The 20252-nt window shown below is 43.5% G+C and carries 12 protein-coding genes; 10 read left to right on the forward strand and 2 right to left on the reverse strand.

Annotated elements, in window-relative coordinates; translation table 11 throughout:
- Positions 1 to 14: 14 nt before the first annotated feature.
- The gene (locus tag M2408_RS05665; RefSeq protein ID WP_259180078.1) at positions 15 to 1940 is read right to left on the reverse strand and encodes a DUF294 nucleotidyltransferase-like domain-containing protein; all 1926 of its coding nucleotides are present in this window, start codon (positions 1938 to 1940) and stop codon (positions 15 to 17) included.
- Positions 1937 to 2560 carry a 3'-5' exonuclease gene (locus M2408_RS05670; protein ID WP_259180080.1) on the reverse strand — a complete coding sequence of 208 codons (624 nt, stop codon included), beginning with the start codon at positions 2558 to 2560 and terminating at the stop codon, positions 1937 to 1939. Before M2408_RS05670 ends, M2408_RS05665 begins: the two co-directional genes overlap by 4 nt.
- 151 nt (positions 2561 to 2711) lie before the next feature.
- On the opposite strand from M2408_RS05670, the gene rhaT reads away from it, so the two are divergent.
- The 10 genes from rhaT (at position 2712) to M2408_RS05720 (ending at position 20243) form a co-directional block, all read left to right on the forward strand.
- Entirely contained in the window at positions 2712 to 3788 is a 1077-nt protein-coding gene (gene rhaT / locus M2408_RS05675; protein WP_259180082.1) for an L-rhamnose/proton symporter RhaT, read from the forward strand.
- 15 nt (positions 3789 to 3803) lie between these two features.
- The gene (locus M2408_RS05680; protein ID WP_259180084.1) at positions 3804 to 5921 is read left to right on the forward strand and encodes a bifunctional aldolase/short-chain dehydrogenase; all 2118 of its coding nucleotides are present in this window, start codon (positions 3804 to 3806) and stop codon (positions 5919 to 5921) included.
- A gap of 80 nt (positions 5922 to 6001) precedes the next feature.
- A complete protein-coding gene (locus M2408_RS05685) occupies positions 6002 to 7276 on the forward strand; it encodes a TIM barrel protein (RefSeq protein WP_259180087.1) in 1275 nt (424 codons plus the stop codon).
- A 12-nt stretch (positions 7277 to 7288) separates the two neighbouring features.
- The gene (locus tag M2408_RS05690) at positions 7289 to 8653 is read left to right on the forward strand and encodes an FGGY-family carbohydrate kinase (RefSeq protein ID WP_259180089.1); all 1365 of its coding nucleotides are present in this window, start codon (positions 7289 to 7291) and stop codon (positions 8651 to 8653) included.
- Positions 8654 to 8761: 108 nt separating this feature from the next.
- A complete protein-coding gene (locus tag M2408_RS05695; protein ID WP_259180091.1) occupies positions 8762 to 12238 on the forward strand; it encodes a SusC/RagA family TonB-linked outer membrane protein in 3477 nt (1158 codons plus the stop codon).
- Positions 12239 to 12474: 236 nt separating this feature from the next.
- Positions 12475 to 14061 (forward strand): RagB/SusD family nutrient uptake outer membrane protein, encoded by a 1587-nt coding sequence (locus M2408_RS05700; protein WP_259180095.1) that lies wholly within the window; start codon positions 12475 to 12477, stop codon positions 14059 to 14061.
- A 173-nt stretch (positions 14062 to 14234) separates the two neighbouring features.
- Positions 14235 to 15056: a phytanoyl-CoA dioxygenase family protein gene (locus M2408_RS05705; RefSeq protein ID WP_259180097.1), complete on the forward strand. Its 822-nt coding sequence runs from the start codon at positions 14235 to 14237 to the stop codon at positions 15054 to 15056.
- Positions 15050 to 15880 (forward strand): sugar phosphate isomerase/epimerase, encoded by an 831-nt coding sequence (locus M2408_RS05710; RefSeq protein WP_259180099.1) that lies wholly within the window; start codon positions 15050 to 15052, stop codon positions 15878 to 15880. Before M2408_RS05705 ends, M2408_RS05710 begins: the two co-directional genes overlap by 7 nt.
- 10 nt (positions 15881 to 15890) lie before the next feature.
- Positions 15891 to 18755 carry a glycosyl hydrolase gene (locus M2408_RS05715; RefSeq protein WP_259180101.1) on the forward strand — a complete coding sequence of 955 codons (2865 nt, stop codon included), beginning with the start codon at positions 15891 to 15893 and terminating at the stop codon, positions 18753 to 18755.
- A gap of 3 nt (positions 18756 to 18758) precedes the next feature.
- Positions 18759 to 20243, forward strand: coding sequence for a glycoside hydrolase family 28 protein (locus M2408_RS05720; protein WP_259180103.1), 1485 nt, complete (start codon positions 18759 to 18761; stop codon positions 20241 to 20243).
- Positions 20244 to 20252 lie beyond the last annotated feature (9 nt).

The raw sequence follows: 20252 nt of genomic DNA on the forward strand, positions 1-20252 counted from the left end.
TGGTTGTTCCGCTATTATCCGAAAATATTATTTGTAAACTTCAACTTGATGCCCAATTGGAAATTGCCTATTGTTTTAAATATTTCCTTTAATGTAGCTTTCTCAATTTTTGTCAGGTTTTCCATCGCAATATAGTTGTCCGGACTCAACTTCGTAATCCGAACCTGATTGGTTTGGTTTTTCAGGCGAATGGACATCAGGTAATAATACGATTGATGAAGCTCATCATATTGTTCTTGAGTAAATATTCCCAGATTCAACAATGCCTTCAACCTTCCGCCAGTATTCTCTTCATAAATTTGGTTTTTCAGCGCATAGACACGCACGAGGTCGACGATGGGGGTCATTGCCTTCTTAATATTAAATACTTCTGTTGACCCAATGGTTTGTGTTTTTATTGTTTTGAAAAAGGTCAGCGGTGGTTCGTATTGCAACGCATTTTTCGCAATGAACGCAAAGAATCGTTCATTGGGTTTTTGCAACTCTACTGTCAGAAAGTCTTTCAGTTGGTCGATGATGTGCTGATCACCATATAACCTCCGACAATCGAAAAAGGTAGAGAACTTAATCGCATTTTCCGGAATGCTTTCTTCAATCCACATCTTATAATTGTTTTTCCAATGGGAAAGTGAATGTGTCCACTCGGGATTGCTAGCCATATAGCCACCGGTACAATAGCTGAAACCAATGGTATTTAGGTGGTCAGAAACCTCACGTGCAAATTTCAGAAAATAATCTCTTACATATTCCCGCTGCTCGTTGGCCTTGTCTTCATATATAATAGCATTGTCCTGGTCTGTCATCAGTGTCTGCTCTTTGCGTCCTTCACTTCCTGTGACCATAAATACAAACTTGGCCGGTGGTTCGCCCATTGCTTTGATAACTTTCTCGATCACTTTTAAGGCGATGCTGTCCGCAACGGTGGTGATGACTTGATTGGCAATTTCGGCATTAACCCCTCTAGCCAATAACTGATGAATGATTTCGGGGACATTGTTCCATTTATCACGTAGCTCTTCGCGTGTTTCAGCAAGCTTTACCGATTGGATAAAAACCAGTGGAGATTGCCCCTGTTCGCTCAGAAGCCGATTACGACTTAGAAAGCCGACATATTTACCTTCTTTTTCAACGAGCAGGTATCTGGACTTGGTATGAAACATTTTAAGTACAGCTTCATACAGGTAGGCCTGATTGGAAATGCTGACTATGGGGTTGTCCATGACCGAAACGATAGCTGCTGTAGCAGCTACCTGTTGTGCTATAACACGATCTCTCAGGGTCATGTCGGTGACATAGCCAATGATATGGTCCTCATCTTTGATGAACGCACAGCTCACTTTATGCTGAGCCATGGTTCGTGCAACCTCATAAATAGGAGTATCGGATGTACAAGCAACAATATCCTTATATACAATATGTTCAATTTTGCGGGAATAGAGCTGATCCGCCGCAAAATAGCTTTCCTCGAAGCTGGCTGGTGATTTAACAAAATGGGCGAACTCTTCATCTAACATCCGTTTTCCAAAGGAATTGGTAAAGAATTGAAAGAATTCTTCATTGGCATTGCAGAGTTCAATAAAATTCTTCCGTGGTAAGCGATAGATGACCGTTCCTTTTTTTGCAAGAACAGATTTGAGTGCTTTTGTTCGATTTAATAATACAGAGATCCCTCCAAAACAGTAGGGATTATGATGGATCTCAATCAGCCTTTTGTTGTCTGAACTATCCAAGAAAAAAGTTTCATATTCACCTTTCTGTATAAGGTCGACGCCTTCCATGTCGGTAATATTCTGCCGATAGACCAAAGTGTCTTTTGTGAAACGGTAGGGATACATCAGTTCAATCAGACTGATCTGAACAGTTTCGGGCAGTACTTGAAAGGGGTGGGTTGACCTGAGTAGGGCGAGGATATCTTCCGCATTTTTCATAGTAGATATCATGATAAGATGTTATTGAATTCTCCTTGCTGCTTGCTGATATCTTCTTCACTGAGCTCCGCTTGCTGCACCATTTCAAAATAGCATTTTGCTGTAATTGCAGCATCTTTTTCGGCATTGTGTATTGCTGTAGGGGCTTCGGAGAACAGTGCTTCGTGTAGCAAGGCCAATGGAAGGTGGACCATATTGGGGTTGCGCACATATTTTCTGCTGTGTAACAAGGTACAAAAGTAATTCAGTCCATAAAACGGAATCGGTAAGTTAACCCGATGATATTCCGCACAAAGTACCTGGAGGTCGAAAGAAAGAAAATGGCCAATCAGCTGAGGCCGGTATTTTTTGATATCGTGAGCGAGCTTGCGGAGTACATCCTTCATCTTTTCACCATGTTTCATCAAAAAGGGCGGTGTCAGACCATGAATCTGTTCAGAAGCCGGACTGATCGGAATCAATGGTTCATAGATATATTTATTGCTACGTTTGACCTCTTGCTGTTCTTCATCAAAAATAATCCAGGCCAATTGGAGTACATGCGGCCAGTTTTCACTATCCGTATATTTTCGATCCCATTTTTTTGGCAAACCAGAGGTTTCGGTATCCAGGAATAAAAGATATTTCTTCAAAAATTTCAGTGTATTAATTCTAGCTAAACTTAGTTAAAATCCTTTTTATATGCAATGACAAGAAAGGTATTCCTACAAGCCCATAACAGTTCATAACAGTTGAGCCGATGGAAAGGTATATTTTAGTTTTCGTAATACCTAAACGATTATTATGAATGCTGTTTTTGGAGTTTTATTTCATTTTATAGGCGGTTTTGCCTCAGGAAGTTTTTATGTACCCTATAAAAAAGTTAAAGGTTGGTCCTGGGAAACCATGTGGATTCTTGGCGGTCTTTTTTCTTGGATCATCATTCCTCCTGTCGCGGCGATGCTGACCATACCCAATTTTATGGATATTATAAAGGGAAGCAGCAACAGTATTCTTGGTTATACATTTCTTTTCGGTCTACTCTGGGGGATAGGTGGATTGACCTATGGACTGGGTGTTCGTTATTTGGGTGTGTCATTGGGAAGCAGCATTATTTTGGGGCTAAGTATGGTTTTCGGCTCATTAATGCCAAGCATTTATTATTTCATTTATCCAACAACGGGTAAGCATGGGATAGACTACTTTTTCACCAGTAATGCAGGTGTATGTATTCTCCTTGGACTCGCTTTATGTGTGCTGGGGGTATATCTCTGTGGAAAGGCAGGGGTATCGAAAGAAAGCCATCTTGCCTCCTTTTCGAAAGCAGGGAGCTCTGATTACAATTTCGGCTTGGGTATTACAGTTGCGATTATATCGGGCATTCTGAGCGCCTGTTTTAATTTTGGCATTGAGGCGGGTAAGCCGATGGCTGACGTTGCCAATGTGCTATGGAAAGCTAACCATCCAGAACAAGGAGAATTTTTATATCAAAATAACGTAACCTATATCGTCATCCTTTGGGGCGGTTTTACAACCAACTTTCTTTGGTGCCTTTACCTCTTGCTGAAAAATAAAACCTTTTCGGAGTATACAAAAAAGGAAGTTCCCAAAATGCGGAATCTCCTGCTCTGCGCCCTGGCCGGTACGACTTGGTATCTGCAGTTCTTTTTCTATGGAATGGGGGAAAGCCGTCTTGGAAATGGCGCAAGCTCGTGGATTTTACATATGGCCTTTATCATTCTTATTTCAAATGCCTGGGGTATTTTATTGAAGGAGTGGAAGGGGGTCGACCGGGCTACCCACCGATCTATTATCGCTGGTATAATCACCATTATCCTGTCCATCTGTGTCGTGGGCTTTGCAAAAACATTGGAAAATTAGTGTAAAAATATAAATATGGAAGAAGTGAAAACATACAAATACGTAAACAATTTATGGGATGAACAAAAAGCAAAATCGCTTGGCGAGGATGAGATCGCATTGCTGTTGTATCGTTCCAATATTTTGGGAGCAGATCTTCGCATCACTAACTATGGTGGTGGAAATACGTCCTGTAAAGTCAATATGGTGGATCCACTGACTGGTGAAGATGTCGAGGTGATGTGGATAAAAGGTTCCGGCGGTGATATTGGGACCCTGAAGAAATCGGGACTTGCTGCTTTGTATCTAGAGCGCTTGCATAATCTTGAAAGAGTATATAAGGGTATAGATCAGGAAGATGAAATGGTAGAGCTGTTTAATCATTGTATTTTCGACCTCGCCTCCAAGGCGCCTTCAATAGATACGCCTTTACACGCTTTTTTGCCGTTCAAACATATTGATCATTTGCATCCGGACGCTGCGATTGCGATTGCCGCAGCCAAAGATGGGAAGGAAATCACCCATCAGTTATTTGAAGGGACAATCGGTTGGGTCGATTGGCAACGGCCCGGTTTCGATCTAGGGCTACAATTACGTGCCTGTCTCGAAGAAAACCCAGGGATAAGGGGCATTATGCTTGGATCACACGGTCTGTTCACCTGGGGTGATACAGCTTATGCCTGTTATATGAATTCGTTAGATGTGATCGAACGTTGCGCCGCTTATCTCGAACAAAATTATGGAAAGAAAGGTCCCGTGTTTGGTGGTCAAAAGAGCGACAGTCTGGATCAGGCCGGACGGGAATCTCAAGCTGTGAAATTGATGCCAGTATTGCGTGGGTTCTGTTCTAGCGAACGTCATATGATCGGTCATTTTACAGATGATGTACGCGTATTGGAGTTTATCAATTCAAATGACTTGGAACGATTGGCGCCTTTGGGGACAAGCTGTCCGGACCATTTTTTGCGGACCAAAATTCAACCGCTGGTATTAAACCTGGATAGATCCGAGGATCTGGACGATAGTGCAGCGCTTATCGTGAAACTTGAACCACTGTTTACCGCTTATCGCGCGATGTATACGGCCTATTATGAGCAATGTAAACACGCCGATAGTCCTGCCATCAGAGATCAAAACCCGGTGATTGTACTGTATCCCGGTGTTGGTTTGTTTTCCTTTGCCAAAGACAAGCAGACAGCCAGAGTAGCTGCCGAATTCTATATGAATGCCATAAACGTGATGAAAGGAGCCGAGGCCATAAGTGCGTACACGGCCTTGCCGAGACAGGAAGCATTTGACATCGAGTACTGGCTATTGGAAGAAGCAAAACTACAACGCATGCCTAAACCCAAGGCGCTTTCGGGTAAAATTGCCTTCGTGACCGGTAGCGGCGGGGGGATAGGTAAAGCCATCGCGCGAAAAATGGTGCAAGAAGGTGCCGTCATTGTCCTGACCGATGTCAATACGGAGCGTCTTGCGGGCTGTGAGCAGGAGTTTGTAGGTGAGTTTGGAAGAGATTCGGTTGTTTCGGTAGCGATGGATGTGAAGGATGAACAACAGATTTTGCAAGCACTACAGCGTACATTGCTGGCTTTCGGCGGAATTGATATTATCGTCAATAATGCCGGGCTGTCCATTTCAAAATCTATAGAAGAGCATAGTCAGGCAGATTGGGATCTCCTATACGATGTATTGGTTAAAGGGCAGTTTTTGGTTACACAGGCCACGGTTCCGATTTTGAAACAACAGGGTGTTGGTGGTGATATTATTAATATTGTCAGTAAAAATGCATTGGTAAGTGGACCAAACAATGCCGGCTATGGGAGCGCTAAGGGAGCACAATTGCACCTGAGCAGGCTCTGTGCGGCGGAGTTAGGACCTTTTAAGATTCGTGTTAATGTCGTGAATCCAGATGCGGTCATCTCGGATAGTAATATCTGGGCCGGGGGCTGGGCAGAAGGTCGAGCCAAAGCTTATGGGATTCGTGTAGAGGAACTACCGGCCTATTATGCCAAGCGGACATTGTTGAATGAAGTTATTTTACCGGAGGATATAGCAAATGCTTGCTTCTCTTTTGTAGGCGGTCTACTATCAAAATCCACGGGGAATGTCCTCAATGTGGATGGTGGTGTTGCCATGGCATTTGTCCGCTAATTTAGCTATCTTCGGTATTGAGTTTCTGTACTAAAGGAAACTCAGTACCCTATTTTAAATAAACCGAAAACGCAATTATTATGATTTTAGACCCATGTGCTATTGAAGTACATAATGACCGGCTCCGGGGGAAACATCGGCGTGCCTTTGACTTTGTTTCTCATGAAATCCCACAAGTCGAAGACATCTTAGAAAAACTACAAAAATTTCAGATCGCGATTCCCAGTTGGGCACTGGGGACCGGAGGTACACGTTTTGGACGTTTCTCTGGCGCTGGTGAGCCCGCCACATTAGAACAAAAAATTGAAGACGTGGGCTTGCTCCATGCATTGAATAGGTCGAGTGATGCAATTTCTTTGCACATCCCCTGGGATATCCCCAAGGATGCAAACAGATTAAAACAATATGCCAGTGGTTTGGGCATCCACTTTGACGCGATGAATTCAAATACATTTCAAGATCAACAGGGGCAGCAACACAGCTATAAGTTTGGATCATTGCACCATGTTGACCCAGCTGTTCGCCAGCAGGCTATTGACCATAATATCGAAGTAATACGTTATGGCGAAGAGCTTGGATCAAAATGTTTATCGGTTTGGCTAGCTGATGGTTCATCATTTCCCGGACAGTTGAATTTTCGTCAGGCATTTCAGCATACACTTTCCAGTCTGCAGGAAATCTATCGTCATCTGCCGGAGGACTGGAAGTTATTTGTTGAATACAAGGCTTTCGAACCTTACTTTTATTCGACAACCATTGGCGACTGGGGACAATCGCTCTTGTTGACAAATAAGCTTGGACCCAAAGCATTCACCCTGGTTGATCTGGGACATCATCTTCCCAATGCAAATATTGAACAGATTGTCTCCCTATTGTTGATGGAAGGTAAATTGGGCGGCTTTCATTTCAATGATAGCAAGTATGGCGATGATGACCTCACCGCAGGGTGTATGAAACCTTACCAGCTGTTTTTGATTTTCAGTGAACTGATTGATGGCATGGATGAAAAAGGGATGGCCCATGATTCGGGATTGGGATGGATGATTGATGCTTCGCATAACCTGAAGGACCCTTTGGTGGATCTATTACAATCTGTGGAAGCCATTAAAATCGCCTATGCACAGGCCTTATTGATCGACCGGAAGTCCCTTCGGGAGGCTCAAACTCAAAATGATGTTGTTGCCGCCCAGGAGATTTTACAACAGGCTTTTCGTACAGATGTGAGGCCGCTGCTAGCCGAAGCCCGCTTGCGCGCTGGTGCTGCACTCGATCCGATAAGTTTATTTAGAACATTGGGAGTACGGGAAAAACTGGTAGAAGAGAGAGGACGGAATAGTGTAGCGACAGGTCTTTAAATGACAGCCGACATGGAAAATAAACCTATACCTGTCGTTGCCGTATTTGATGTTGGAAAAACAAATAAAAAACTACTCTTATTTGATCAAAATTATCAAGTAGTCTGGGAGCGTTCTGCTCGATTTATGGAAACTGTAGACGAAGATGGTGACCCCTGCGAAAATTTGGAGAGTCTGCGTCTATCTATATTTGATGCCTTACATGAGGTGCTACGTAAGCATGAATTTGATATCCGTGCAATTAATTTTGCGTCGTATGGCGCCAGCCTGGTGTATGTTGATGTCGATGGGAAACCTTTAACTCCCCTGTATAATTACCTTAAGGAATTTCCATTTGCTATTCAACAACAACTCTACAATACCTATGGTGGAGAGACCGTTTTTGCCTTAGAGACTGCATCCCCACCATTAGGAAGTCTTAATTCCGGTTTGCAGCTCTTGCGCCTTAAACGTGAGCGACCTGATTTGTTTCGGCATATTGCCCATGCGATGCATCTGCCTCAGTATTTAAGCTTCTTGGTTTCGGGCCAACTTTGTGCGGACTTGACCAGCATAGGTTGTCATACTGCACTTTGGGATTTCAATAAAAATAATTATCACCAATGGGTGGATGATGAGGGACTGGTCAATGTTTTTCCGAAGATATTTTCTGGCGATACGGCATTTGAAAGTACGTTCTTAGGAAAATCTTATTTGGTAGGTGTGGGCTTGCATGACAGCTCGGCGGCATTGATCCCCTATCTTCTGTTCTTCCAGGAACCCTTCGTCTTAATTTCAACCGGGACCTGGTGTATTTCCCTGAATCCCTTCAATGAAACCAGATTGACGATGAGCGAACTTCAACAGGACTGCTTATTCTATTTGTCTTATTTGGGTAAGCCGGTAAAGGCATCGCGCTTATTTGCTGGTTATGAACATGAAATACAATCAAAACGTATTGCGGATTTCTATCAGGTAACAACAGCCAAATTCAGATTAATGGAAATTGACTGGGGCATTATTACCTATTTGGAAGCTGAAGATCATGACAGTGAATTAAAGTCTTTTGAAAAAATAGACTTACAGCGTTATGACAATTATGAAATAGCCTATCACAGCCTGTTATTTCATTTGGTGAAAGCACAAGTTGCTGCAACCAGATTAGTATTGAAGGGCACAGCTGTATCCCGGATATTCGTTGATGGCGGATTTAGTAAAAACCCCATATATATGAGCCTAATGGCCCGCGAGTTTCTGGATATTGAGGTGTTTGCGGCAACGATGCCCCAAGCGACAGCCTTGGGTGCAGCACTGCTTATGCATCAACATTGGAATACATCTACCATACCAACCAATTTATTGGAATTGAAATTATTTACGTCGCACAATATTTCGTAAATCATTTTAGAACAGGATAGTACGGTATGGCTATTCAGTTTGTTTTCTATTACTTCGATATAGAATTACGAACAAATTAAACCAAAATTAATTAAACCTCTAATCAGAATGGAAAGTAAATTAAAACATTACTCATTAGTTCTTTGCGTGACAATGCTGATGGGGATGCCGTTTACGTTAATTGCCCAGATCGCGAAAACTATTCAAGGTCATGTGGTCAATAGCAAGAGCGGCCAGCCCATTGTCGGTGTCTCGGTTAAAGAAGTCGGCGGTAAAAATGCCAGTTCAACAAATGAAAATGGTGATTTTACCCTGTCCGTAAGTAACAACAAGGTTGTTCTTTCAGTCCAATATGTGGGGTACATGACCAAAAGTGTTGAAGGTATTGTCGGTACCCCGCTTCGTGTCGAACTACAGGAGGATAATACGATACTGGATGAAGTTGTGGTGGTAGCTTATGGGGAAGCTAAAAAGAAAGACCTAACGGGATCTGTATCAACGATCGATAATAGGGCATTAAACATGCAATCCAATTCTACCGTCAGCCGAGCGCTGGAAGGAGCCGCACCTGGTATACAGGTTTCAGCGGTAGACGGTCAACCGGGGATAGACATGGGGATTCGGGTGCGTGGTATCGGCTCGGCCAGTCAGAATACGTCAAATGCACTCGTTGTGATCGACGGTGTGCCTGCGCAAAATGATAATCCACTAGCAACATTAAATCCAAAGGATATACAAAGTATATCTGTCTTGAAAGATGCTGCATCAACAGCGCTATATGGTGCGCGGGGAGCAAACGGTGTGGTTTTGGTGACAACAAAGAAAGGGATGTCCGGTAAAACACGGATTTCATTTGAAGGTAAATTAGGCGTCAATCAGGTAGGCCCCTACCAGTTTGACAAGATCTCTGATCCAAAAGATATTTACGAATTTGCCTGGCTTTCGATTTATAATTCAGCACGTTATGGTGTGGACGGTACAGGGATATCAAAAAGATATACCACCAATGTACAGAATCCCAATATGTCTCATGAACAGGCCGCAGAATTTGCAAGTGCCCACCTGTTTGATTATATCGGATCAACTACTAAATTTCAGCGAAACAGCTTAGGAAACTGGATGTTATATGATGTTCCAGGAGCTGTTTATACGCCGTCTGGTACGGGTGCAGATGCGAGTTCAACCATGAGTGGTTCTTATCTCGTGAATACGGATGGTAAATTAAATCCCAATGCGCGTCTGCTTTTTAGCGATCGTTATGACGATTACTTGCTGGAGAATAGACTGCGGCAGGATTATGACCTGTCGGCTTCTGGTGGTAATGAGAAAGTAAGTTACTTTCTTTCTGGTGGATACCTTGAGGATCCTTCCTACATCCGAGGTTCTTCTTTTAAGCGCTATAACGGTCGTGCCAATTTTGATGCGCAGGTTAATACCTGGTTGAAACTAGGCGCTAACATTGGTTATTCCAATCGGACCACCCAATCGCCAGCGACGCGCTTTGGACGGAATCCAGGTAGCTCAACAGCAAATGTATTTCGTTTTATAAATGGGCAAAACCCCTTGGTTCAGCTGTATGCACGTGATCAGAATGGCGCATTGATTAATGAAAATGGAGAAAATAAAGTGCATGTACTTGCGGGAGATACCTATTCTCCACTTGGTCTGACCTCAGCAGCGCTTTCATCGACGAATGTGTTGACAGTATTAGACAATGATCTGGATCGACGCGTATCTGATGACTGGACAACACGGGTGTATGGACAGGCTAAATTTCTCAATGATTTTACATTTACAGCGAATGTTTCGATGGACAAGTTCAACGAAATGCGCACCCGCTATTGGAATAGCGAATCAGGGCAGGCTGCTGGTATAGGTGCTTTTGGTAAAACAGCATCCAATACAACGATCCTGAATCTTCAACAATTGCTTAATTATTCAAAAACAATTGGCTTGCATAATCTGGAGGGACTCCTGGGCCATGAATATGATTCGTTCAAAAACGAGCAACTCAACTACCGCTCATCTTATGCATTGATTGATGAATTTCCATCATATATCAATTTTGTAGGGCGTTATGATGGTGGTACCTTCCCTAATCCCGGAGGCGGCGAGGACAAACGAACTATGGAAAGTTATTTTTCTAGAATCAACTATAACTACAATGACAGGTACTTTTTCCAGGGATCCGTACGTCGGGATGGATCGTCGAAGTTCAAACTGAAAGACAAACGTTGGGGTACTTTCTGGTCCGTTGGCGGAGGTTGGCGCATTGATAGCGAACCGTTTATGCAAAATGCCAAAAACTGGATTGATCTCCTGAAAATACGGGGCAGCTATGGGGTGATCGGAAACCAGAATGGTATCTCCAATTATTCGGGGTATCAGACCTGGAGTTATTCAGCCACCTACACCCAGACCACAAACGGAACTGGCATACCTGCTAATATTACACTAAATCAAAATGCCTATGTTAATGATCAATTGACTTGGGAAAATATCCATACGATGGATGCGGGTATTGATTTTAGCTTCCTTGGACGCATACGTGGATCGCTTGATTATTATAATCGTGTTACAGTGAATGCCATTTGGAACCAACCAATAGCCATTTCAAAAGGACAGTCTTCGATCGCAACGAATTCGGCAAAAATAGGTAACAAGGGATTTGAAATTGATCTCTCTGTTGACATCATTAAGAAGCCGGATTTCAATTGGACTGTGTCCACTAACGGAACACATTATACAACAAAATTAAAAGCGGTACCCAGCGGTGTTGGTTCAGATGCATTGGGCGGGAATTGGACCGCAGGTACAGATGCCTGGGCAGCTGCGGGGACCAGTGCCGTCGCAAATATCACTTACTTGCGTGGGGTGAATAAAGATTTCTTTAACCTTTATATGCTAAAATATGGTGGCGTTGACCAGACTACGGGCTTACCGCTATTTTACCATCAGGTCACCAAAGCCGATGTCGATGCAGGTACATATCCCGGATATAAAGAGGGCGAGAGTCTGACAACTACAGACTATTCAAAAGCAAGCCGATATGAAATGGGAAGTGCGCTTCCCAAATGGATAGGCGGATTTAGCACTTCTTTACGCTATAAGAACTTTGACCTATATCTTGCTTTGGCTTATCAGTTGGGAGGAAAGTTTTTCAGTACAGAATATGGAAACAACCTGTATGTGAGTGAGGATCCCGGTAAAGCGCTCTCTTCAGAACTTATTGGTAACACATGGACACCAAATAATACCGGTGCAAAATTCCCCATGGTGATGTATGGTAATACTTATGGTAATGGTGCTACCACGGGGAGCTGGTTGTACAGCGATCTAGGGCTGTTTAGTGCTTCGTACCTTAATTTTAAGAATATCACTATTGGGTATACCTTGCCGGAAAATGTACTTGCAAAAATGAAGATCAAGAAACTTAGAATATTTGCTTCAGGGGATAATCTTTTTATGAAAACGGCCCATTCGGGAATCGATCCACGTCAATCACTGGTGGGTGGATTTGAAGTGGCGGCTTATTCTTATCCTACTATGCGGACATTCTCAGGTGGTGTAAGTCTGGAGTTTTAATGTTAAAATGAATTCGATTATGAAATCATCATGATTTATTCAAACCGAGCAAAGCGAGCTCATGAATGCCGCGTAAAACATACACTCGATGAATAAATCGGATAGCTTCATCACAACTGAAACCGCCGAAGGCAGCATGAACCGAGTGAAACGAGCTCATGAATACCATTGAAAATAAATACTTATGAATAATGCCTTAAAGGGAAAATTGACTAATGAATAAAAAAATTATACAGATGAAAAAGATATTTTTATGTGCATTGGCTGTGACATTATTGTTTTCTTGTAGCAAGGATCTGGATATTGCTCCGCCAAATAGTATTACGGATGAACAGATCCGGAAGCTGCTCGAAAGTGGCGACGAAAAGAAAATCCAGGCGGTGCTTGGTGGTATGGCCAACAATATGCCTAAATTGATCAATTTTGGGGCACTGTCCTCCGAATCACGTTATGGCAGTAACCAGGGATTTGATGTGATGCGTAATCTGGAAGGGAATGATATTGTCCTTGGAAATCGGTTGTTAAATATTTTTGGTTCGGATGAATACAATCTGCTGGATTTTATTTCTGATGCCTCCGACAAAAATACACCCTATTGGAACTATGCCTGGAACATGGTTAATACAGCCAACAAAATGCTGAATTATCTTAATCCGACAACAGTTGGCACCAATAAAAAACTGCAAGAATATAAAGGCCGCGGGTTGATCTTACGTGCTTATGCCTATAACTATTTGATGGAAAACTATCAGAATGCCTATCAACAGGGGGGGAAGAGCAAGTTGGGCATGCCGCTCTATGATACTTATTCTCCCGTTCAGGAAAGCAAGGCCCGATCCACAGCGGACGAAACGTATGCCTTCATTAAAAATGACATCAATGAGGCTATTCGACTCTTTAAAGAGGCAGGGATTGGTTTTACAGCAGATCCCTCTGACTTTGATCTTGGTGTAGCCAATTTTATGTTGGCTAAGGTGTCGCTATGGACTGGCGATTGGAATACTACCATCAGTGCCAGCAATGAAATTCTGAGCAAGTACCCAACCTTGATGAGCCAGGCCATGTACGGTGCCACCAACAAAGGGACACAGGCCGCTCCTGAAATGAGGCCGGAGCAGAATGGTTTTCTCAATATTAGCATCAATCCTGAAGTACTCTTTGGTTTTGCACTGGGTGAGGCGGTAACGGTGCATAACTGGTGGATGAACTGTTTTGCTGAAGGCAATGGAGGAATTGGCCAAGGGTTTCAACGTATAGATAACCGTTTATATGCCCAAATAGACAATCGTGACTACCGTGTAAATTGTTTTATGGCCTCAGATTGGGGTGATTACACTTATCCAACAAATGGCGATAAACGGACAATACCCTTGTATACGAATCTCAAATTTGCCGCTACCCACGGTTTGGGCAGTGATGACAAAAAGAATGTCGGTCGTGTGAGCTGTTACTATATGCGCAGTTCGGAAATCCTACTGATGAAAGCGGAGGCCCAAGCGCAGAATAAGGATGATCAGGGGGCGAAACAAACACTCAATACATTGTTGGCTGCACGCACAAAATCTGGAACAACGCCATTGACCTGCGACAACTATACCTCAATGCAAGGTCTTTCGGCCTTGGAGATGGTACAGTTTCAAACAAGGTTAGAACTCTGGGGTGAAGGGGGACGTGAATTTTATAACAACAAACGCTGGAATATCGCTATCAACCGTGCTGCATCACCTACGCACGTGGATAAATCTAGCTATCCTGTTAATAAAATGACCTTACAAATTCCATTGGATGAAATGTTGTACAACAATAAAATGGTGCAAAACTAAATAAATCAAAATGGGACAATGAAGCTTATATAATCAGACACTTGCATGATCTTGTCATTGGGGCATGCAAACTGTACTGATTATTTACAGGATAGTTCAGGATACAATTTCGTTCAATCTTGCGTATTTTCAAGTAGCTGAATATAATTCCATAAAACCTAAAATTTAATGATATGAAGAACCAATTGACCGAAGAACAGATCGCATTTTACCAAGAGAATGGTTACATCGTTATAGCAGATTTTCTGGACGCGGAAGAGTTGGCAACATGGCAAAGAATTGTTTTCGATGCGGTGGAGCAACGTGCCGGAAAGAAGATGCCCGGAAAGGAAGCAAAAGTAGGGGAAGATGATGGTATTAATAAAGATGCCGATTATTTCGGAAAAGTATTTGACCAATTATTGAACCTCTGGCAGACGAGCGATCAGGTAAAGGAGCTGATGGTGGATAAGCGTATCGGTGAGATGGCGGCGAAACTTGCTGGCGTTGATGGTATCCGCATCTGGCATGATCAGGCGCTCTTTAAGCGCCCCTTTGCGAATCCCACAGCTTGGCACCTCGATACACCTTTTTGGTCCTTTTCAGATCGCAAGGCACTTTCAATATGGATTGCCTTGGATGATTCGACACTAGAAAATGGATGCATGTATTTCGTTCCCCGGTCGTATAAACAAACGGGATTTGAAAATCTGGGCATTGGAAAGAATATGGGGACAATTTTTGAACATTACCCGCAAATGGCAAAGGTAAATCCAGTGGCAACACCGCTAAAAGCGGGCAGTTGCACCTTTCACAATGGATTGACAATCCATGGGGCCGGACCCAATATGACCAATGGATTTAGACGGGCCATGACCTGTGCATATATGCCCGATGGAAATGTCTACAATGGACAGGCAAATATCCTACCGGATGATTATCGGGCGACATTACAAGTGGGTGACCTATTAAACAATGATGAACAAAATCCGCTAATCTACCATACAGCATGGTAAAACTGGATTTCTTTTATCCGAGATGGGGGAGCGAGCATATTCCTTGGGCAGATTTCCTCGAACGTGTTCAGGCGGCGGGGTATGCTGGGGTAGAGTGGTTTCCTTTCGGAGAAAACATAGACCCGACATCGGTGCTGCAATTGCTAAGCAAGTATAAATTAAGATATAGCATTGTTACCTGTGTGCTGCAAAACTTTGACACAACAGAGGCTTATTTTAAACTATTGGAGGAACAACTTGCCTTTTATGGGAAGTTGACGCAAGTGTTTTCTGCGCCTGAATTTATTTCGGTACAGATGGGACGGGAATACTTTTCTCCTGTCGATGTCCTACAAGGTTTGCGCTTATGTGAAAGAATCGAAAAGCAGTATGGACTCGAAATTTTTCAGGAAACCCACCGTAATAAGTGGAGTTATGGCTTGCATACTGTGATACCAATGCTGGAAAGCTATCCGGATCTGAAGCTTACCTTGGATATTTCCCATTGGTTTTGTGTTTCGGAAAGTTTGCTGGAAGATCGCCCGGAGGAGCTGGCTCGCATCTTGCCGCAGGTGAGACATATACATGCACGGGTCGGGTATACACAGGGACCGCAGGTCCCCGATGTCAGAAAGAAGATATACCGCGATATTATTACGCTCCACATAGCTCTTTGGCAACAATGGATAAACCTGAATAAAAGCAAATCCTGCTTGACCATAACGACCGAATTCGGTCCGCCGCCCTATCTTATTTCGTCTGGAAATCGCGAACGGGACAATGAACGGCAATGGCAGCAAAATCTTTGGATGAAGAGATACTTGTCCAAGCATCTCATCACCTAAACTCTATATTATGAAGCGAAGACTATTTTTACAGCAGAGCAGTTTACTTGGAGCCTCCTTTTTTCTTGCCAAGAATTTAAGGGCTTTCAGTAGCGAGAGTTATGCGGATAAAGACCATTATTTTAACTTGTTTCAGTCTCCCTCAACGGGCAATAGGCCTTTTGTGCGTTGGTGGTGGAATGGAAATAAGGTCAACAAGAGTGAATTGCGTCGCGAACTGCTGTTACTCAAAGAGGCGGGGATAGGTGGGGTGGAGATCAATCCCATTTCTTTTCCCAAGCGAACAGATGACCTAGGGATTCCCTCGCTGAAATGGCTGAGTCCAGAATGGATTGATATGGTGCAGTATGCAGCTACGGAGAGCAAGAAAATCGGACTGACTGCCGACCTTATTGTGGGATCCGGTTGGCCCTTTGGTTCCGAAGACCTGAAAGAAGAAGAGACTGCCCAAGTTGTACTGGTTCATTGTGAATCCATTGAAGGGCCTACACGTTATGGGGTCAGACCCTACCATATTTTCAATATGATCGATCCCGCGGTGACGGATAAGAATCCGTTACGGAACCCAGAGATCCTGTCAGTCAAACTGGTCAAAGATCCCATGGAATCAATGGCTGAAGTGATCGATTATACGGACAGGATCAGTGCGGATAAAATTGAGATTGATGTTCCCACAGGTAATTACGTCTTATATGTCCTGGTAAAATTTAAGGCATTTGCATCAGTTATCAATGGCGCACCCGGGGCTGCCGGATCCATTCTAAATCATATGGATAAGCAGACAGTAACCCGTTATTTGGATCGGATGTCTACCCGTATGCAGGAGCAGATCGGCCCACTAAAAGATTATGTGCGCGCGCTGTTTACTGACAGTATGGAGCTGGAGGGATGTAATTGGTGTGACGATTTTGCTGTCGAATTTGAACGTCGGCGAGGCTATGATCTGATGCCTTATTTACCCTTTATCTTATTTAAAGTGGGACGGTTGGGCGCTGTTGTGGATGAAAATTATGGTGCCAAGAAAAGCAAAGAGCTCAGCGAGCTCTTGAGCCGTGTACGTTTTGATTATGAATTTACCAAAGCATGCTTGTTAAAAGAACGTTTTACCGATACCTATGTCAATTGGTGTCGTTCACTTGGAGTTAAGTCACGGGCGCAAGCCTATGGGCGAGGATTTTTTCCACTGGAGAGCAGTCTGGAGTATGATATTCCAGAAGGAGAATCATGGACGACAAACTACTTGCGCCACAAGCTGGGGGAGGAGATGTCTGACGAGGACTACCGTCGGGGGCGTGGCTATACCATGATCGATAAGTATGTTTCTTCGGCAGCACATCTCAAAGGAAAACGGCTTGTCAGCTGTGAGGAAATGACCAATACCTACCTTGTTTTTAATACGCCGCTGGAGCTACTTAAGTTGGGTTCCGATCAGAGTGCCTTGTCCGGTATTACACATTCCGTCTGGCATGGATTCAATTATTCGCCACTGGAAGCGCCTTTTCCAGGCTGGATTCAATATGGTTCCTTTTACAACGAACGCAACAATTGGTGGCCTTATTTTAAATATTTGAATGATTATAAAGCCCGTCTTTCGTCGCAGCTTCAGCAAGGGGATTATTATGCCGACATGGCGATTTTACCAGCGAACTATGACCTATGGACGGAAAACGGTGTGCAGACCGATCCTTTCCCTGAGAAACTGAACGTTCCTTATACCTCATTGCTTTGGGAGGCCATCAGTAAAAATGGGGGGAATGCGGACTATATCACCGAAATCATTTTACATGACTGCAAAGTAGAAAAAGGAAAACTTTGTTATGGTAAAAGACGGTACAGCGTGCTGTTTCTACCAGGTATCAAACGGATGTCTCCAACCGCTATGTCTAGGTTGGTCGAATTTGTTGCTTCTGGAGGACGTATTATAGCGATAGAAACGCTCCCACAGCAAAGTTTAGGCCTACAGGACCGCATAAAAAAGGATGAAGAAGTACGCCAACTATTAAAGCGGTTACAATCTTATCCGGATCGTTTTATTGCGGTTAAAAAGCCGCAAGACAATAATTTTATGGACTGGTACCGTCTTCTCATGCGGAAGTATCAGCTTCCGCATTATTTACGGATGGATCAGCCAGACCGCTATGTTATGCAGATGCGATATATCCGTGATGATGGAAGTGAATGTTATTTTATACAGAATGCCCATCGACTGAACAGTACCACCATAAATATTTCGTTTACGGCACCTGAAATAAAAAAACAAACCTGCTGGTTGTGGGACTTGGATAGTGGTAAACGCTTTCGTGTACAACTATCCAAGGACAATAGTTTGTTGTTGGACTTAGGTCCTACAGATGCTTATCTTTTCGTGTTTGATCAGCATCACCTGGGGGATACTTGGCAGCCGTTGGCCACTAGCGGAAACAATACGCTGGATTTGAGTACCCAGTGGAATGTTGATCTGCAGCATAAACAGGAAGGTAGTTCGAAGCAAATTCTCCTATCTCGTCTAGTAGATTTTAAAGACGATGAGCGTTTGATGTGGTTTTCGGGAACGGCCATTTATCGGCGTTCGTTTTCCTGGTCAGCGGGGGACAGTGCTCTGTTGAATTTAGGTCGCGTAGCGGGTGTTTCTGAAGTTTTTGTCAATGGAAAATCACTTGGGGTAAAATGGTATGGAAGACGGATCCATAATCTCGTAGGGAGCCTCGAGCAGGGCGATAACCAAATCGAAATCCACATTACCACAACCATGGGGAATTATATGAAAACACTCAAGGACAATGAAAATGCCCAGTATTGGGTCAACCGCAAGGGAAGAGAACAAGAAATGCAATCGATGGGCTTGATCGGTCCAGTTACTTTATATACAAGCTAACTTATGAAGATATTACCTATTTTTTTTATTATCATCCAGGCGCTGACGTTTCGATTGGCGGTTGCCCAGGATTATAAAGCTCTGGATTTTGGTATCAATGGCGACGGCCAGGCGCTTAATACACGTTCTATTCAGGCGGCTATTGATTACATAACGAACAAAGGTGGGGGAACATTGCGCTTTACCCCCGGCAATTATGTTACCGGATCGTTTTATTTAAAATCCAATGTGACTTTGCATCTCGAGCAGGGCGCAAACCTGTTGGGGTCAAACAATCCCTTCGACTATCATAAAGATACGGTGGTCAACTGGCAATCGATGATCTATGCCATCCGGCAACACAATATTGGCATCGTAGGGAAGGGAACGATCAATGGCCGTGGATTTCAAACGGCAATGAACGCGCTTCAGAATGTGCATAAAGGAATTGTACAGGATGAACTGAAACTCGATCGCCTGCGTGAGTGGAACCGCCCGGAAAATATTTACTTCCGCGAGTGTAAGAATGTTTTGATAAAGGACATTACGCTACGGGATCCAGGAAGCTGGAACCAGACTTATGATCAATGTGAAGATCTTCATGTCGAAGGCATTTACGTAGATAGTAAATCGTATTGGAACAATGATGGTATCGATGTGGTGGATTGTAAGAACGTGGTCATCAGGAACTGTTTTTTTGATGCGGCAGATGATGCCATCTGTTTTAAATCCCATGATGCGAATGCTGTCTGTGAAAATGTACTTGTTGAAAACTGCACCGCCCGCTCAAGTGCGAGTGCTTTAAAATTTGGGACAGTATCCCGTGGGGGCTTTCGAAATTTTGTTGTCAAAAATCTGGTGGTGTACGATACCTATCGATCCGCCATTACCTTTGCTGCGGTGGATGGTGGTTTTGTCGAAAACATTCTCGTGGATGGCGTACGCAGCATCAATACCGGAAACGTTATTTTCCTGCGTATCGGTGACCGTTGGAGCAAAGGTAAGAAGCCTTTTATGAAGAATATCACCATCCGGAATGTATATGCCGAGGTTCCTGCAAATAAACCTGACCTGGGCTATAGCTATGAAGGTCCTGTCGAAGATATGCCCCGAAACATTTCGCCGGCAAGCATTATAGGGCTACCCGATCATAAAATTGAGAACGTCACCCTTGAAAATATTGAAATGGTCTATCCCGGAGGTGGAAATGCCCTGTATGCTTATCGTGGTACGGATCCGAAATCCTTGGATGGGATCCCGGAGATGGCCAATGCTTATCCTGAGTTTTCGCAATTCAAGGAACTGCCAGCCTGGGGACTATACATACGTCATGCAAAACAGATCAATCTGAAAAACGTATCCTTTCGCATAAAGGATACTGACTATCGTCCGACCATTGTCGCCGATGATCTGGAGGGGGGAGTCTGGGATTTTAAATCCTATTTAAATGGACAATTATTGAAGGATAGTTTCCATTTGCATCAGTCAAAAGAAGTCAAAACCAATTAGATCGCGTAT

The organism is Sphingobacterium sp. BIGb0165 (assembly GCF_024810095.1).
GTDB classification, from domain to species: Bacteria; Bacteroidota; Bacteroidia; order Sphingobacteriales; family Sphingobacteriaceae; genus Sphingobacterium; species Sphingobacterium detergens.

What these genes read in the sequence shown, in the direction of transcription:
- M2408_RS05665 (WP_259180078.1), bottom strand. Translation starts at nt 1,940, where the DNA reads ATGATATCTACTATGAAAAATGCGGAAGATATCCTCGCCCTACTCAGG.
- rhaT (WP_259180082.1), top strand. Translation starts at nt 2,712, where the DNA reads ATGAATGCTGTTTTTGGAGTTTTATTTCATTTTATAGGCGGTTTTGCC.
- M2408_RS05680 (WP_259180084.1), top strand. Translation starts at nt 3,804, where the DNA reads ATGGAAGAAGTGAAAACATACAAATACGTAAACAATTTATGGGATGAA.
- M2408_RS05685 (WP_259180087.1), top strand. Translation starts at nt 6,002, where the DNA reads ATGATTTTAGACCCATGTGCTATTGAAGTACATAATGACCGGCTCCGG.
- M2408_RS05690 (WP_259180089.1), top strand. Translation starts at nt 7,289, where the DNA reads ATGGAAAATAAACCTATACCTGTCGTTGCCGTATTTGATGTTGGAAAA.
- M2408_RS05695 (WP_259180091.1), top strand. Translation starts at nt 8,762, where the DNA reads ATGGAAAGTAAATTAAAACATTACTCATTAGTTCTTTGCGTGACAATG.
- M2408_RS05700 (WP_259180095.1), top strand. Translation starts at nt 12,475, where the DNA reads ATGAAAAAGATATTTTTATGTGCATTGGCTGTGACATTATTGTTTTCT.
- M2408_RS05705 (WP_259180097.1), top strand. Translation starts at nt 14,235, where the DNA reads ATGAAGAACCAATTGACCGAAGAACAGATCGCATTTTACCAAGAGAAT.
- M2408_RS05710 (WP_259180099.1), top strand. Translation starts at nt 15,050, where the DNA reads ATGGTAAAACTGGATTTCTTTTATCCGAGATGGGGGAGCGAGCATATT.
- M2408_RS05715 (WP_259180101.1), top strand. Translation starts at nt 15,891, where the DNA reads ATGAAGCGAAGACTATTTTTACAGCAGAGCAGTTTACTTGGAGCCTCC.
- M2408_RS05720 (WP_259180103.1), top strand. Translation starts at nt 18,759, where the DNA reads ATGAAGATATTACCTATTTTTTTTATTATCATCCAGGCGCTGACGTTT.